Source organism: Rothia sp. HMSC08A08, assembly GCF_001808385.1.
GTDB lineage: Bacteria > Actinomycetota > Actinomycetes > Actinomycetales > Micrococcaceae > Rothia > Rothia dentocariosa.
In genome coordinates, this window is the sequence record NZ_KV793056.1 from 40040 (window position 1) to 56967 (window position 16928).

Here is a 16928-nt window from a genome sequence, read left to right on the forward strand (position 1 = left end):
GCACAGATCCAGTGCGCGAAGAAGACACCTGCGAGACGGAACCTGTACGGGTGTTCACCTTCGGGGTGGCACCGGTACGCTCGGAAACCTTCGGAGTCGAACCGGTACGATCCGAGACCTTCGCCATCGAGCCGGTACGAGTAGGCACCTTAGGCACAGATCCAGTGCGCGAAGAAGACACCTGCGATACAGACCCGGTACGCGGTGAGACTTTGGGGGTTGAGCCGGTGCGCTCGGACGCCTGCGACGGTGAATCTGCGCTCATCGGATTCTGCAGACGGACAGTATTCCAAGGGTTTGCAACCTTCGGAGCTGCATCTTTCTGCTCAGACGCTTTCACCTTGGGGGTTGAACCAGTGCGATCCGAGACCTTCGGCATAGAGCCAGTACGAGCAGGAATCTTAGGAACAGTGCCGGTTGCCGACGGTTTTCGTTTAACAGAACCGTTCTTTGCCGCTTTCTGTGCAGGAAGAGCACCAGTCTGAGCATGCTGCGCCGAACTCTTTGCTGCGACGGTATCGTTTTGTTCCTTAGCCTCAGAGCCAGCTTGAGCGGATGCGCTATCTTGCTGAGATTTCTCGTCCAGAACCGACAGGTCAAGTCCCTGAGCATCCATCGCGCGGATGGGCGAAGGAAGGTTCAACGGCACAGGAGCAACATTAATGCGGTTCTCATCGGCTTCACTCTGCGCATCAGCTGTATGACGGCTTTGCTGAGCTTTAGAGTCACTAGGTTTTACTGTAGGCTGCGGTGCAGTTGCCGGGCGAGCCTGTGAGGAAACAGTTTGATCCTCGGTCTCAACGATCTCAGTATCTTCACCCTCGACAACAGGCTCATCGCGCACCATGTACTGGTGCATCTTCGGGGAATTATCAGGAGAAATAATCGGGATTGACGAGGTGAACGTCAAATCGTCTGCCTCCACATGGAGGGAATCCTGAAGCAGGGAATCTTCCGGCTGTGGCTGAGGAGCAGGCGCCGGAGGCGCGGCAGGGGCAGCAGCTGGCGCAGGCTTATTAGCTTTAACCTCTTCCGGGCGAAGAGCACGCATAGTGCTGGTTAGCGGCTCAGGTTCATGCAGTTTCTCTTCATCATTCGCATTCAGCTTAATAGACCCCTGAGTAGCGAGTGCAGCAAAACGACGCTGTACCGCCAAAACGCGTGGATCTATATCGTGGGTATTTGCCAAAGACCCCATATTCTCAACAGGGTTAGGGCGCTCGCCACGACCCATAGCGCGCAGATAGTTCGCCACGTCTTCGCGATAACGTGCTAGACGGCGCGGACCCATCACACGCGTGGGAGGCGGCACCTCAATGCCGTCCTCAGTCACGTATGTTTCGTAGAGGTACGCGTCTCCCTCGCTGTAGGGCTTCTCTTCTTTGCCCTTAGCTTCAGCCATGTAAAACCTCTTGTTCCATTACTTTGTCTTCACTAGTTGGTTGAATATCTGTTGAGTCTTTCTGGCGAGGCAGCCCGCCGCCGTAGTGCGTGGCAGCATCCTCAGGAGAATACAACCGATACTTATTGATGTACTGCACCACGCCATCAGGAACCAAATACCAGATAGGGGCACCCTTAGAGGCGCGTTGGCGAATATCGGTTGACGATATTGCCATCGCGGGAATTTCAAGTGTGGTAATCTGCCGTCCTTCGCCTAACGGAGGATCAAGCTCGTGTCCCGGACGGGTCACTCCCACAAAGTTAGCCAACTCCCACAGCTTATGAGCATTACGCCACGTCATGATCTGGCTAATCGCGTCTGCACCGGTGATGAAGAAAAGATCTGCATCGGGTCGCAGAGCACGTAGTTCATTAAGGGTATCAAAGGTATACGTTGCGCCGCCACGATCTATATCTATCCGGCTTACCGTAAATCGTGGATTAGATGCAGTCGCAATCACCGTCATGAGATAACGATGCTCGGGATCGCTCACGTGCCTCTCCCCCGTCTTTTGCCACGGCTGACCAGTCGGTACGAATACTACTTCGTCAAGATCAAACACCGCCGCAACCTCGCTGGCGGCTACTAAATGCCCGTGGTGAATAGGGTCAAAGGTGCCGCCCATAACTCCTAGACGTACACGCCCAGGAGTTCGCGACGGAATCGACTCAAGGCTGAGCCGCAGAGCTTGAAAAGTCACGATACTTTCCTTAGCGACTAGCGGTTATGCTTCTCACTATAGCTACGCAATGCCTGTGCTTCGTCACCCTCCATGAGCTCCGGTGTGTGATCGGGCCGTACAATACCGCGTCCGCTGTACGAGAGAGTAACAAGCAGCAGAACGGTAAATACGACGGCAGCAACGATGCCGTAAACATAGGTCGGGATGCCGTTAAGCATTCCCGCAGTGTGCTCAGCACCGTGAGCTGCTAGGACAACCGAGTTCATGTGTGTGCTTCCTTTCGATGGTTAAGCTACTCTCTATGCTACCGGTTAGGGGCGAAAATACGCGAAACGACGGGCCTATTTATGCGTGATAGTTGAGACATCTTCCACGTCGTCAGGCTGCCTAATTCCCCGGCTTACCGGGCTATTGCTTGGCCTCAGGCATATCAATACCTTCAGCTTTACCTTTTTCCTTGAGCTTACGGCGATATTCCACCGATTCAGTCCACACACCCGCAACGCGCTCTTGCTCAAGCTCGGCGCGAGCCTCTGCTTTTGCATCCATGCGTTCCTTATATTCCTCACGTTTTTGGGCTCGGGTGGGGCGAATAATCTCTTCGAGGCGAGAGTCAGTACCACGAGGGGAAGACAGAAGTTCAGCGCCGCCTACCATAGTGGGTTCCCAGTCAAAGACCACGGAGTTATCATTTTCACCGATAACCACGGCGTCTCCGGCACGGGCACCGGATTTAAAGAGTTCGTCCTCAACCCCCAGTTTTGCCAGGCGATCCGCCAGGTAACCAACAGCTTCATCATTATTGAAATCGGTCTGCTGAACCCAACGTTCCGGTTTCTCCCCAATAACCCGAAAGAGCGGCTCCAAATTACGTTCTTCGCGGCGAATAATAAATTCTTGTTTTTTCTTGGAGCGGAAGCCCTGGGGGCGAATAACTGGGGCTTCAATCGTAGAATTATCTTCTTGAGTAACACGCTTCTGACGGTCTTCTTCCACAAGGTTTGCCATTGCAAAGATGAGCGGTTTAAGCCCTTCATGGGACGCCGTCGAAATTTCAAAAACTTTGTACCCCATGTTCTCAAATTCAGGTCGCACGAAATCGGCAAGTTCACGCGCTTCAGGCACATCAATTTTGTTGAGAACAATAATCTGGGGACGATCATTGAGCGGCACAGTTACCCCAGCGGTGGGGTCTACCGCATAGTTTTCAAGCTCACCACGAATAACTTCAAAGTCGCTGATAGGGTCACGCCCGGGTTCTAAAGTGGCGCAGTCAATCACATGCACCAGTGCGGAGGAACGTTCAACGTGACGTAAGAAGCGGTGGCCAAGCCCTTTACCCTCGGAAGCTCCTTCAATCAGACCGGGAACATCCGCAACGGTGTACCGAACATCACCTGCCTGCACAACACCCAAGTTTGGGATAAGAGTGGTAAAAGGATAGTCAGCGATTTTAGGCCGAGCCGCAGAGATAGCAGCAATCAGCGAAGATTTACCGGCTGATGGGTACCCAACAAGCGCAATATCTGCAATGGATTTGAGTTCTAGGACAATATCGGTTTCTTCCCCCGGAATACCGAGGAGTGCGAAGCCAGGTGCTTTACGTTTGGTGGATGCCAACGCAGCGTTTCCGAGACCGCCCTGGCCGCCTCGTGCAGCAGTATATTCGTCACCCACATGCAACAGGTCGGCAAGCACGTTACCGTCACGATCTTTGACGACGGTTCCCTGAGGTACGGTAAGCACTAGGTCTTCGCCGTTGTAGCCGTGGTGCATATCGCCGCGGCCGATATCTCCATTGGGAGCGTGTTGGTGCGGGCTGTGATGATACTCCAATAGTGTGGTGGTTTGGTTATCAACACGCAAAATCACGTCCCCGCCGTTACCGCCGTTACCGCCGTTGGGGCCGCCGAGAGGCTTGAATTTTTCTCGACGTACAGAGACACATCCGTTGCCTCCGTGACCACCGGATACATGCAGGACCACGCGGTCCACGAATTCTGCCACGGGTGTTCTCCTTCTGGTAAATTCCTGGTTCGCACAAGCCTAAAATACACGAGATTGCTTGAGCTTGGCGAGGGGGCGCATCCTCAAGTAGATGCGGAAAATCTTATGGTAAGAGGGGGTAGACTTTCGCCTACCCCCTCTTCCTAGCGTGAGCGAGTTTTACTCAGCTGCTGCCAGGATGTTAACGACCTTGCGGCCCTTGCGGGTACCGAATTCGACGGTGCCTGCTGCCAGAGCGAACAGAGTATCGTCGCCACCGCGACCAACATTCAGGCCGGGGTGGAAATGGGTGCCGCGCTGACGAACAAGGATCTCGCCTGCATTGACGGTCTGACCGCCGAAGCGCTTAACACCGAGGTACTGGGGGTTCGAGTCACGACCGTTGCGGGTGGAGCTTGCGCCCTTCTTATGTGCCATTCTGTTTTCCTACCTTAAGGTTTGTATCCGGTGGTTAAGATTACGCGTTGATTGCGGTGATCTTAACGGTGGTCAGCTCAGCGCGGAAGCCCTGACGCTTCTTGTAACCGGTCTTGTTCTTGTACTTCTGAATAACGATCTTCGGACCGCGCAGGTCTTCAATCTTTTCAGCAGTTACCTTGGCGGAAGCCAGGGACTTTGCGTCAGCGGTGATCTTGTCACCGTCAACGAGCAGCAGTACGGGCAGCTCGATGGTGCTACCGGGTTCACCTGCAACACGGTCAAGGGTAATTTTGTCTCCGACAGAGACTTTTTCCTGGCGGCCGCCAGCGCGTACAATCGCGTATGCCACTTTGGGACTCACTTTTCTCGACATCTTGCTTCTTCGTATCTCACACGTGCAGACAGCCTGCGCTTTCATTGCTGTGCGCTCCACGTGTATCTCTCATGGTGAGTAATAAGATGTGGATGCGGCCCGCGCTCCTTGTGGGATTGCCCAGTTGGATGCGCGCTCGGTCTGCCGGTGGTGTCTTCCGGAAGTCCTCACTATGGGGGAAAACCAGAAGCGGTATCTCCCGCTGACCCTGCGTCGATAGGGCTTCACTGAGATAAATACCAATCGTTAAGGATACTGTATGCGCGGGGTCATGCGCAATTGTATCCCTAAACTATAAAATAACGTTGGCAATACAGCCTCTAGTCCTGCATTGCCAACGTTATATTCATCATCTGCGGCAAGGAATCATATACGGTTAGTCTTCCTTACCAAGCCGCTTAATATCTGCAGCAGAAACACCGATACCGAAGAGAGTCGGAGCCTCAGATTCGACGGGTGCTTTCGCATCTGCCACAGAAGCCGAAGCCACAACCGAACCGTGAGCCGACTCGGTGGCGTCCACCGTCACGACCTTCGACTGCGCTCCCGCCGACGAAGCGGCTCGACGGGAGCGACGTTTACGCGGTGCAGATGAAGCAGCTGGCGCAGCTATCTTCTGCTGAGAACCATCTTTATCGTTCTGAGTCTCAACCGAGTTAGAGGCAGACCCGCCGGGGGTAATCACACCGGACACACGCGGCGCGCTGCCAATAACACCACTTACACGGGAGGCCGAAGCTGACTCTTCCGCACGTTGCTCCTGCCCTCGACCTGAACGCTCCTTCTCAGAGGAACGGCGCGAACGGCGGCGCTTACGTGGGCTCTCGTGCACATCTTCAACCTGCAGATTCTCACGCTCGGCGCGAGGCGACTTCTGCTCTGCTGAAGACTCGTCACCCTGATTTGACTTAAATCCACCGCTCTCGCTGCGGGTAATGCGGCCAGCCTTCTGTGAGGCACGAGCCTTCGCCTCTCCAGCGCGGATAGCCTCCGAACGGGAAGACTCGCGGGTAAACCGAGCATCATGTTCTGGGGTCAAATCACGATCGAATGCCCCAGCAAGCTGTTCCAGTGTAAAGTCGCCCTGCTCACCAATCCAATCGGTCTCGGTTACTTCAGCAACTTTGTCCTCACGGGATGAGACTTCGCGGTGTGCCTTCGCCCCCGCCTTGATGCCTTGAATCTCCTGCTCCAGCGAAAGCTCGGCAGTTTCGGTACGACGAGAGCGCTTACGACGTTTACGCTTCTTACGGTTTGCTTGGTCCTCAGCTTCAAGCTCGTCAGCCGTGTGCGAGGCTGCAGCAATAGAGGCCATAGCGTTGCGGCGCTCTGCCTTCTTCTCGTCCTTCTCTGAGTCCACGCCCTCAGCGGCATCACGGGTATTATTGCGCGAAGCCGCTCGTGAACGCTTACGTTCGGTGCGCTCTTGACGGTGAATGAAATCGGAGGCACCGCCGGAACGTCCGCTTAACGGCTGATCGTGCACCAACAAACCGCGTCCACCGCATGAGTCACATTGCTCAGAGAAGACCTCAAGAAGACCTGTTCCCAAACGTTTACGGGTCATCTGCACAAGACCCAGCGAGGTTACTTCAGCAACCTGGTGCTTAGTGCGGTCACGCCCCAGGCACTCGATCAGACGACGCAGCACAAGATCACGGTTTGATTCAAGCACCATATCAATAAAGTCGATAACAATAATGCCGCCAATATCACGCAGACGCAGCTGACGCACGATCTCCTCTGCCGCCTCCAAGTTATTCTTGGTGACGGTCTCTTCAAGGTTACCGCCGCTACCGGTAAATTTACCGGTGTTAACATCTACCACGGTCATAGCTTCGGTACGGTCGATCACCAAGGAACCCCCCGAAGGAAGATATACCTTGCGGTCTAGTGCCTTCGCCAGCTGCTCATTAATGCGGTAATGGTCGAAAAGATCATCTTCGTCCTCCCACTTCTGCAGGCGTGAGAGCAGATCAGGGGCAACATAGGTCACGTAGGCCTCAATAGAGTCCCATGCGCTCTGGCCCTGCACGATCATAGAGGTGAAATCCTCGTTGAAGACATCGCGCACGGTCTTAATCATCAGGTCAGGTTCCTGATAGAGCATTTCGGGGGCAAGCACCTTGCGGGAATTCGCTTTTTCCTGAATCTCTTCCCACTGCGCGCGCAAACGATTAATATCGTGGGTCAGCTCTTCTTCGGATGCGCCTTCCGCTGCAGTACGCACAATCACGCCTGCGCCATCCGGCAGCTTATCCTTCAAAATCTTTTTGAGACGTGCACGCTCAGTATCGGGGAGCTTACGTGAAATACCGGTCATTGAGCCACCGGGCACATACACCAGGAAGCGACCGGGAAGCGAAACCTGACTCGTCAAACGCGCGCCCTTATGACCGATTGGGTCTTTGGTCACCTGCACCAGCACGGAATCGCCCGGTTTAAGTGCATTCTCGATCTTGCGGGGTGCACCGTCAAGACCGGTAACATCCCAGTTCACTTCACCCGCATAGAGAACAGCGTTACGACCACGCCCAATATCGACGAATGCTGCCTCCATGGACGGAAGAACATTCTGCACTTTGCCAAGGTAAACGTTCCCAATCAAGGAATCCTGCTGGGTTTTAGAGACAAAGTGCTCTGCCAGCACGCCGTCTTCGAGAACTCCAATCTGAATGCGCCCCTCTTTTTGACGCACAAGCATCTGACGATCTACTGACTCGCGACGCGCCAAAAACTCTGCCTCGGTCACGATGTGACGACGGCGACCCAGCGATCGGGACTCGCGGCGGCGCGCACGTTTAGCTTCAAGACGGGTAGAACCACGCACGCCAGTCACGGTGTCAGAAGCATGAGAATCTGCAAGGCGAGGAGTGCGGACCTTGGTAACGGTCTCAACCTCGTCATTGGCGTTACCTTCAATTTCTATATCTTCGGTTCCACGACGGCGGCGGCGACGGCGGTGACTCGTCACCTCAGCTTCAGCTGCTGCCTCTTCACGACGGCGCTCCATACGATCGCGGCGCTCTTGTTCCAAACGCTCGGCACGCAAACGCTCGCGCTCCACAGCGACTGCAGAAGCAAGCTCAGAAAGCTCAGTGGGTTCGGGCGAATAGAATAGGGGCATAGCGCCCGGGCGCACCGATTCGCGCAACTGCGCAATCTTCTCATTCTGTACGTCACGCAAAGTTTTTGCTGGCTCCGCCGTTTCCTCTTCGTCTGACTTTTCATCTTCGAATGTGCTGGCAGTGCTCTCTTCGTCTGTCGGCTCAGAAGTCTCAGCTTCATCCTCTTCAGCGTCGTAGGTCGCTTGAGGCTCAGAGTCTTCATCGTTCTCTGCCACTAATTCCTTTGACTGGATGGTATGAGGCTCGTCAGCATCTTTAGTGTTTTCTTCCGAAGATATCATGGCTGTCTTATCTTCTTGAGCAGCTTCTTCAGTCTGGGCTTCTTCACGGTTATCAGAGACAGGCTCTGCTACCTCAGTCTGTTCGGCAAGTTCGGACACCTCAGTGTCCACTTCGGGAGAGGCAAGGTTTTTGGCAGAAGAATCGCGGGTTTCAGTTTTCTGAGATTCGGGTTGGGGCATAGTTTCATCAGCTGATGCTGCAGACTCGGCGGCTTGGGTAAAAAGAGTATCAAGAGTGTTCGCGACTTCTTCGGCAGAGGCCGCAGCCACAGTCTTCCTTGGTGCAGGGGCATGCTTAGCCTTCTGATTACGTAAATCCGTTAACCCAGCCGCAACAGCGTCTTCGGGCGTGGGTTCAGCAACTTTCTTAGCGCGCGATGAGTTCTTACGACGCGGTGCTGCTGATACTGCAGATTCACTATCCTTCAGGGGATCTGCCTGCTTTTCAACCCGGGTATTATTTTTTTCCTGATGAGTTCTCATCGTCTCGCCGGAGACATCCTGTTTATCAGCGAGAGAGATCATGTCAGCAAGAACATCCATATTCATGCTAGATTGATGGGCGTTCTTTTCGTCAGCCATTCTTTTCTTTCTTCTTCCTTCAAGAATTTTACGCCGCATCGTAAAACTCTCTGCATCGACGCGTTAGCGTGTCATAAGCCTAATTACCAAGAAATACGTGGCTCAAGCCTGCTCTTTGTGTCTGCCTTCGTTTGCTTCCGGGCGTACAAGACGGCGAGCACGAAGTCGGCTTACTCCGCAAATACGGCGGATGCGTTTCTTCATGATTTTCTCGGCCAGTATGTTTAACCGAGATGTCACTAAGATGCCAATGCCTGGGGTCATCATCCGCTAACGTCTTATCTGAACTTTTGCTATGACGGATGCGCGTGCACGTTCTCTCGGTCAATATACTGGGTATCTTTTATGCGTGCGGGGCATAAAAATGTACCGCTCATCATTATACCGTGTGCAATCCAGAACACCCCATACATGCATAAAAAGCGCAACATTGGTGTGACCAACATTGCGCTTATAACGAGAGTAAAACCTAGCCGAGACCTAGTTCAGCATCACGTTTTTCGCGTGCTTTCTGCGCCAGTTTTGGGTTACTAGGCAGATACTCTGGCCCGGAACCTGTGGCAAAGGGAATACCGAGGATGAAAGCGAAAGGAGCTGCGATCAGTAAAATAACCCACACCATCGAGAACTTTCCTGCGGTCAGAAAGAGTAGCGCCGCCAAAAAAATTACTGCTGATGCCAGCATCAATGTTGTGCCAAAGCCTTTCACGGATTCTCCTCGGTGATTGAACAATAACGCTACGATTATACGCCTCTTCTTAAAAATTTCGATGCGTATCTTGGCTGAAGCACACATGTCGGCGCCTCTTTCCCCTATGATATTGAGCAACCACTACAGAATGAACGCAAACAAGATAGAGGAAAATTATGACCGAAAAGACCCTAATTCTGGTAAAGCCTGACGGTGTTGAACGCGGGCTTATTGGCGAGATTTTGAGCCGCTTTGAGACTAAGGGTTACGTGATTGAAGGACTGAAAATGCTTCAGCCCACCGAAGAACTTCTCGCCCAGCACTATGCTGAGCACGCAGGCAAGCCTTTCTATCGTTCCCTCGTGGATTTCATGGTTTCTGGTCCCGTGGTCGCCGCTGTTCTCAGCGGAGATCGTGTAATCGAGGGTGTACGTACAATGCTGGGAACCTCAGACCCGACAACGGCAGCACCGGGAACAATTCGTGGAGATTACGGACGTGATTGGGGTGAGGGTGTGCAAAAGAACCTGGTGCATGCCTCAGACTCCCCCGAATCTGCAGCCCGTGAGATTGCTCTTTGGTTGTCTTAGAGTTGAAACCATATAACAGTGAGGGTGGGTCTTCCAGAAGATTATGGAAGACCCACCCTCACTGTGTTCACATAAAAATTAGCGCATCATATTCATGATCACGTCAAAGAAGCGGATCACAATAATCCCAAAGATGAGAATGAGCACCAAGGTGATAGTAAACCAGCTCCACGTACCGATACTCTCACGAATATTTTCAGGGGCAGGAATAACGCTATGAGAAATATTGCGTACCGTCACCTTTACAAACATAGTAATCGTCATAACCCACACGATCATGCAGAAAAGACATAGTGCGTTAATGTGGAAGGTAGTCTCAAACCAGAGCCAGAAGACAAACGCCGTAGCGAGCGCTAAGCCGATGTTGGTGGCTACCCAGAACCATTTTTTGAAGGTAGCTCCTGCAAGCATGGAGGCGGCTATCGTCATAACGATGGAGAACCCTATGAGTCCGATGAAGGGGTTGGGGAATCCAAAGGCTTCAGCTTGCGGGGTGCGCATCACGGTGCCGCAGTTAAGAAGGGCGTTGATGTCGCAGACCGAGGTATGCCCCGCATCCACGAAAATCTGAAGACGCTCAAAAACAAGGGTTGCCGATGAAGCCAGGGCTATAGCTCCCGTCATAAAGAGCCAGATCGCTAAGGAACGCTCCGATCCTTCTGCCGTATCTCGCTCACGAGAGGAAACCTGGGAGTCTATAACATCTTCAGATAGTAGATCGTCGGTTTCCGATGTTTGCTCAACGGCACCCATGTGCTGCTCCTTTACATATACCTGTTTATCGGTGGTGATAAGTGACGCATCATACCGCAGCCGCAGTATGATGCGTTGAACCCTTTGTAGCTATCCTAACGTGTTCGGCGCCTAGGGTTAAGTTTCTCGTCATAAAGACAGGGATTTTTATACCTATATCTTGGTGTTGCCAGCGATCATGGCATAATCGCCTGTATCGTTGCTTACTCACTCTCATGTAAGTTTTTACGCTCCCATTCTTCTTGTTCGGCGGCGCGTATTTCGTTTTCGGCATCGATGCGGGTACCGGCGTGTAGCGCATACCACCAGCAGGCAACAAACGGGATTGTTACTACGAGCGAGAGGGGTAACGCAATGACTGAGGCAAGAAGCATGGCGCCTTGAAGCACCCAACCAGCAGAGTATCCCCACGGTTTTGCCAGCTTAGCGGGTAGGAATATACACGCACCGGCAAGAACCAAACCTGCAACCCAGATTATAATTTTTACAGTGCTCGGATCGTTGAAATGAAGTCCGAAAACGGCTAGTGTGCCGAAGAAAATCGTGAATGCTTCGAGTACCAAAATGGTGGAAGCAAACATGACTTTCGTAGAACGTGGTTTCTTAACCGTCCCGGGCTTCCAATCCCGTTGAGCGCGTGTCATAAACTGCTTTTTTGCCATATAGTCTTAGCTTTCCTCAGGATTATCGGTGCCGTCTGCCAGAGGCAATCCCAATGAGTCTTCTAACGGGATTTCACGAGGTTCCTCCCCCGCCAGCTCAGCCATAATCTCGCCAAATAGTTCATCGGAATCGGTTTCTGCAGCCTCAGCGAGTTCTTCAGGCTCGGCGTTGTGCTGTGCAGTGGATTCTTGGGCGGGTTGTGCCAGCAGGGTACGCGCCTCCCCAATGACCGTGACCGATCCTGTTACCAACACACCAGCAGTTTCCTGCTCAAAGAGGGCGTTCTCCATGGCGATGGCAAGAGCCTCATCCAGGTGGTCATATACCGTAATAATGTTTTCGTCGAACCCGGCGTCGAGGGCGATCTCTTGAAGTTCTTCCGGGGCAATGGCTCGGGAAGATTCTGAGGCAGAAAGATACAACCGGAATGTGGCATCGGTTGAGTCTACGTATTCTTCACGAAGTACTTCAAAAATACCGAGAGCGTCTTTTTCGCCTAGAATACCGACGACTGCATGCACATGGGACAGTTCAAATGCCTCTTTAAAAGCCGTAGATGCGGCGCGCACCCCATGCGGATTATGGGCGGCGTCAAGCACTACCAAAGGCTCGCTGCGAATCATCTCAAGCCGCCCTGGCGAACGTACCTGGGCGAATCCGGCGAGTACTACATCTCGCGCAAGGGCACGATCCCCACCGAAAAATGCCTCGACTGCGGCAAGAGCTAATGATGCGTTCTGCCCCTGGTGCTCACCGTGTAGGGGGAGCTCAATCTCGGGGTATTCTCCTGCTAAACCTCGGAGAGTCAAAAGCTGCCCGCCGACCGCGCGGTCACGCTCAACCACACCAAATTCAACACCTTCGAAGGCGTACTTGGCGTTCTGCTTACGAGCAGTATCAAGAAGTATGGTCGCTACTTCAGGGTCTTGCGCCGCAGAAATAAGGTATCCGTCGGGTTTAATAATCCCGGCTTTTTCCGTTGCAATCTCAGCCAGAGTATCCCCCAGCATATCGGTATGGTCAAGGCCAACGGGTGCCACGACGGAGACAATACCGTCGGCTACATTCGTAGAATCCCACGAACCACCGATCCCGACTTCTAGAATCACCACGTCCACGGGCTCATCGGCAAAAATAGCGAAAGCAAGTACGGTGATGGACTCAAAGAACGTAAGTTTTGGTTCTCCACGTGCAGCAAATTCTTCGTCCACAAGAGTGAGGTATGGCAAAATTTCATCCCAAACGCGCACGAACGTGGCATCAGGCACCGGTTCACCGTTAATGCTGATGCGCTCAGTAACGCTTTCGAGATGTGGGCTAGTAAAACGCCCGGTGCGCAGATCATGAGCCAACAAAAGCGATTCAATCATGCGGGCGGTACTGGTTTTACCGTTAGTTCCGGTGATGTGGATGACCGGGGCGGCGCGGTGCACATCCCCGAGGATTTCAACGGCTCGACGAACCGCATCCAGCCGGGGAGCCATCTTATTTTCGGGGGCGCGTGCTAGCAATTCACCGTAGACGCGTTCAACCCCTTCGGGGTCCGGGATTGCTGGGTAGCTCATCTCGCTCATAGTGTTCTTTCCTTGGCTGGTATCAAGCTGTGCGGCCAGCGTCTTTACCAGGATTCTGCCTTATGTACAGATATATATTTGGGTGTATAGCCACCCCAGCACGGTACATACCGCGGTGTGTTATATGTGCCGGGGCGGCTTAGAGGCTATATTGCCCCTATTCTATGCTGCCTTTGCGACCGTAATGGTCAGGCTCTCGCCCTCCGTGAGGTCCAGGGAAACCGCTAGGGTCTCGCCAGTGACCAGTTCCTCGTGGGTGCGCAGAGCCTCCAGGGTGTCCTGCGGGGCACTCACCGTTAGGTTAATGCGGTCAGAGACATTCAGTCCGGCATCTTTACGGGCCTGCTGAATAGCGCGAATAGTATCGCGGGCAATACCTTCTGCTACAAGTTCATCGGTTAATTCGATGTTCAGCACTAGGAAACCGCCGGGCAGCACGGCTGCCGCTTCACGCTCGGTACCATCGTCCGAGGACGCTACCACGGTTGCCAGCTCATATTCGCCGTCAACTAGTGCAAGTCCGCCGTCGATGGTGTTGAAAGCAACGGTTACGGTACCGTCTTCGGCGATTGTCCAATCGCCAGATTTCGATGCCTTAATAGCTGTCTGAACCTGTTTACCAAGGCGGGGACCTGCGGCACGGGCATTCACCTTCAGCTGTTGCGAGATACCGTAGTCGGCTGGGTTAGCGTCCTGTGCATTCACGAGGATAACTTCACGCAGGTTCAGCTCGTCTTTCACAATCTTGGCGAAGTAATCGGCGCCCTTAGTGCCGAATGCGGTTTCCAGCTGTGCGAACTGCTCGTTGGCAATGGCCGCCGTGAGCGATTGCAGAGGCTGACGCACACGGATCTTCTTCTCTTTACGCAGAGAAGACCCTGTAGAGCATACCGCCCGTACGGTTTCCATGAGCGAAAGCAGCTCAGATTCATCAGCAAAGTCTTCAGCGGCAGGCCAGTCGGCAAGATGTACCGAACGCTCGCCGGTCAAGCCACGGTAGATTTCTTCGGTCGTGAGCGGCAGAAGTGACGCCGCTACCTTTGATACCGTCACCAAAGCGGTGTACAGGGTATCGAAGGCATCGGGGTCTTCGTCAAAGAAACGTTCACGTGAGCGGCGCACATACCAGTTGGTAAGAGCATCAGCATAAAGACGCAGATGCTCGCAGGCACTCCAGATATCGTAAGAGTCCATGTCCGCAGTAACCTGCTGTATCAGCTCCCGGGTTTTACCCAAAATAAAGCGATCCATCACATGCTGCGAATCGTACTTCACCTGTGCCGTATATCCCGCGCCTTTATTGGCGGCATTCGCGTAGAGAGCGAAAAAGTGATAGACGTTCCAGAGCGGAAGCATCACCTGTCGTACCCCTTCACGAATCCCCTGCTCGGTCACAATCAGGTTGCCGCCGCGCAGAATCGGCGATGACATGAGGAACCAGCGCATAGCGTCTGAGCCGTCGCGGTCAAGAACTTCAGAGACATCCGGGTAGTTGCGCAGCGACTTTGACATTTTCTGCCCATCAGAGCCGAGCACGATGCCGTGGCTGACAACATTCTTAAAAGCAGGACGGTCAAATAGTGCGGTCGCCAAAATATGCAGGGTGTAGAACCAGCCGCGGGTCTGACCAATATACTCAACGATGAAGTCCGCCGGATAGTGGTTCTCGAACCAGTCCTTATTCTCGAAGGGATAGTGAACCTGCGCATACGGCATCGACCCGGAGTCAAACCATACGTCCAGCACGTCTTCGACGCGGCGCATCGTAGACTTACCCGTTGGATCATCAGGGTTTGGACGCGTCAGCTCATCAATATAGGGGCGGTGCAGATCTGGCTGCCCCTCCTTGTTCAGCGGCAGGCGACCAAAGTCAGCTTTGAGTTCTTCAAGCGATCCGTAAACATCAACACGAGGATAATTTGGATCGTCCGAAACCCAAACGGGAATAGGAGAACCCCAGAAACGGTTGCGCGAAATTGACCAGTCGCGAGCGTTCTCAACCCACTTACCGAACTGCCCGTACTTGACATTTTCGGGAATCCAGTTGATCTGCTCGTTCAGCTCAGACATGCGGTCTTTGAACTCGGTCACCTTCACATACCAAGAGGTAATGGCGCGGTAAATAAGAGGATTACGGCAGCGCCAGCAGTGCGGGTAGGAGTGCACATAGGATTTCTCCACGATGAGCGCACCATCTGCCTTGAGAGCATTAATAATGGTGCGGTTTGCCTCGAAAACCTGAACTCCGGCGATACCCGCAAGTGCGGTAGACCCTGAAGGGCTAGGCTGTCCGAATAGGGGAAGGAACCTGGCGCCTTCATCTACCGAAAGCACCACGGGAATATCGTAGGATTCACAAACTTTCTGGTCGTCTTCACCATAGGCGGGTGCCTGATGAACGATACCGGTACCATCGGTGGTACTTACGTAATCGGCAACGAGAATCTGCCATGAGGTTCCTGTGCCCCATTTCTCGGCATCGGCGAAGTAATCCCACAGCGGAGTGTAGCGCACACCTTCTAGTTGGGAGCCGGTGTAGCGCGCTGTGATGGCGGCTGCCGCATCCTCGGCGGGGCTCTCCCCTGCATACCCGAGGTCTTTCGCATAGGTTCCCAACAAATCAGCTGCGATGAGGAAGCGCCGTCCGCTGAGCTCACCGGCACCGGGAACTACGACATATTCAATGTCGGGTCCGACGGCGAGCGCCTGGTTGGTGGGTAAGGTCCAGGGGGTGGTGGTCCAGGCAAGCGCCTCAACGCCTGCCAGTTCAGCGACAATATTTTTATTGGCAGCGAGCGAGTCGTCCGCGGTGAGAGCGAAAGCTACCGTGACGGTCTGATCTTGACGATCCTGGTAGACGTCGTCATCCATGCGCAGCTCGTGGTTCGATAACGGGGTTTCGTCTTTCCAGCAGTACGGCAGAACACGGAACCCTTGGTACGTGAGCCCTTTATCGTAGAGACGCTTGAACGCCCAAATCACGGATTCCATGTACTCAACGTTGAGGGTCTTATAGTCGTTCTCGAAGTCCACCCAACGCGCCTGCCTGGTAACGTATTGTTCCCACTCATTGGTGTATTTGAGCACGGAGGCGCGCGCGGCATCATTGAAATTATCGATGCCCATCTCTAGGATTTCTTGTTTATCGGTCATGCCGAGCTGTTTCATGGCTTCAAGCTCGGCAGGCAGACCATGAGTGTCCCAGCCGAAGCGGCGTTCTACTTTATGCCCGCGCTGAGTTTGGTAACGTGCTACAAGGTCTTTCGCGTAACCTGTGAGCAGGTGCCCGTAGTGCGGCAGACCATTTGCAAATGGAGGGCCATCGTAGAAGACGAATTCGTTATCGCCGTGGGGCCCGGCTTCGCGGTTATCGATAGATGCTTGGAAGGTTCCGTCTTTCTTCCAATAGTCGAGTACAGCTTCTTCGAGCTTAGGGAATTTAGGTGATGCGCTTACACCGTATCCTGAGGCTTCAAACGCGCTCACCTTGGGGTAGATATTTTCTGACATGCAGTGCGCCCTATTTCTGTTCAGATTCCCGCCATTGGGTACGTGAACCGCACCCTTTGCCGAGGATGGACAAACGGGTGCAAGGACGCCTTCATCGTGCACCCCTCATGGGGCGTATATGCTGGCGCGGTACCACCTTGCTTACTGATACAGACAAACGCACCGACCTCCCCCGGGGCTATGAACTGTTCATCAGGAACGTTCTTACGCCCCCGGAGAGCGGCACGTTG

General features: G+C 53.6%; 13 protein-coding genes. 1 reads left to right on the forward strand and 12 read right to left on the reverse strand.

Annotated elements, in window-relative coordinates:
• The 8 genes from HMPREF3164_RS00810 to HMPREF3164_RS00845 all read right to left on the reverse strand — a co-directional run.
• The coding region (locus tag HMPREF3164_RS00810) for a hypothetical protein (protein WP_141744092.1) at window positions 1-1402 on the reverse strand (1402 nt) is incomplete at its 3' end.
• Complete coding sequence (gene nadD, locus HMPREF3164_RS00815; RefSeq protein ID WP_013399181.1) at window positions 1395-2144, reverse strand: nicotinate-nucleotide adenylyltransferase; 750 nt, start codon at window positions 2142-2144, stop codon at window positions 1395-1397. The genes nadD and HMPREF3164_RS00810, both read right to left, overlap by 8 nt.
• A gap of 17 nt (window positions 2145-2161) precedes the next feature.
• Window positions 2162-2392, reverse strand: a complete 231-nt coding sequence (locus HMPREF3164_RS00820; RefSeq protein ID WP_004004816.1) for a hypothetical protein — start codon at window positions 2390-2392, stop codon at window positions 2162-2164.
• 142 nt (window positions 2393-2534) lie between these two features.
• Window positions 2535-4133: a GTPase ObgE gene (gene obgE / locus HMPREF3164_RS00825; protein ID WP_070448479.1), complete on the reverse strand. Its 1599-nt coding sequence runs from the start codon at window positions 4131-4133 to the stop codon at window positions 2535-2537.
• A 159-nt stretch (window positions 4134-4292) separates the two neighbouring features.
• Window positions 4293-4550 (reverse strand): 50S ribosomal protein L27, encoded by a 258-nt coding sequence (gene rpmA, locus HMPREF3164_RS00830; RefSeq protein ID WP_004004819.1) that lies wholly within the window; start codon window positions 4548-4550, stop codon window positions 4293-4295.
• Between the two features lie 40 nt (window positions 4551-4590).
• On the reverse strand, window positions 4591-4902 hold the full coding sequence (gene rplU / locus HMPREF3164_RS00835; protein ID WP_006887214.1) for a 50S ribosomal protein L21: 312 nt from the start codon (window positions 4900-4902) through the stop codon (window positions 4591-4593).
• Between the two features lie 400 nt (window positions 4903-5302).
• Window positions 5303-8917, reverse strand: a complete 3615-nt coding sequence (locus tag HMPREF3164_RS00840) for an Rne/Rng family ribonuclease (RefSeq protein ID WP_070448480.1) — start codon at window positions 8915-8917, stop codon at window positions 5303-5305.
• 469 nt (window positions 8918-9386) lie between these two features.
• Window positions 9387-9626 (reverse strand): nucleoside-diphosphate sugar epimerase, encoded by a 240-nt coding sequence (locus tag HMPREF3164_RS00845; protein ID WP_238382412.1) that lies wholly within the window; start codon window positions 9624-9626, stop codon window positions 9387-9389.
• A 158-nt stretch (window positions 9627-9784) separates the two neighbouring features.
• Here HMPREF3164_RS00845 and ndk point away from each other — a divergent pair, with 158 nt between their 5' ends.
• Window positions 9785-10198 (forward strand): nucleoside-diphosphate kinase, encoded by a 414-nt coding sequence (gene ndk / locus HMPREF3164_RS00850; protein WP_048755287.1) that lies wholly within the window; start codon window positions 9785-9787, stop codon window positions 10196-10198.
• Between the two features lie 78 nt (window positions 10199-10276).
• Here the strand turns inward: ndk and HMPREF3164_RS00855 are convergent, their stop codons facing one another.
• The 4 genes from HMPREF3164_RS00855 to ileS all read right to left on the reverse strand — a co-directional run bounded on the left by HMPREF3164_RS00855 (window position 10277) and on the right by ileS (window position 16698).
• Window positions 10277-10951: a vitamin K epoxide reductase family protein gene (locus HMPREF3164_RS00855; protein ID WP_048755286.1), complete on the reverse strand. Its 675-nt coding sequence runs from the start codon at window positions 10949-10951 to the stop codon at window positions 10277-10279.
• Window positions 10952-11154: 203 nt separating this feature from the next.
• The gene (locus HMPREF3164_RS00860) at window positions 11155-11595 is read right to left on the reverse strand and encodes a DUF4233 domain-containing protein (RefSeq protein ID WP_246822541.1); all 441 of its coding nucleotides are present in this window, start codon (window positions 11593-11595) and stop codon (window positions 11155-11157) included.
• Between the two features lie 24 nt (window positions 11596-11619).
• Window positions 11620-13188 carry a bifunctional folylpolyglutamate synthase/dihydrofolate synthase gene (locus tag HMPREF3164_RS00865; RefSeq protein WP_070448483.1) on the reverse strand — a complete coding sequence of 523 codons (1569 nt, stop codon included), beginning with the start codon at window positions 13186-13188 and terminating at the stop codon, window positions 11620-11622.
• Between the two features lie 162 nt (window positions 13189-13350).
• A complete protein-coding gene (ileS, locus tag HMPREF3164_RS00870; RefSeq protein WP_070448484.1) occupies window positions 13351-16698 on the reverse strand; it encodes an isoleucine--tRNA ligase in 3348 nt (1115 codons plus the stop codon).
• Window positions 16699-16928: the final 230 nt, after the last annotated feature.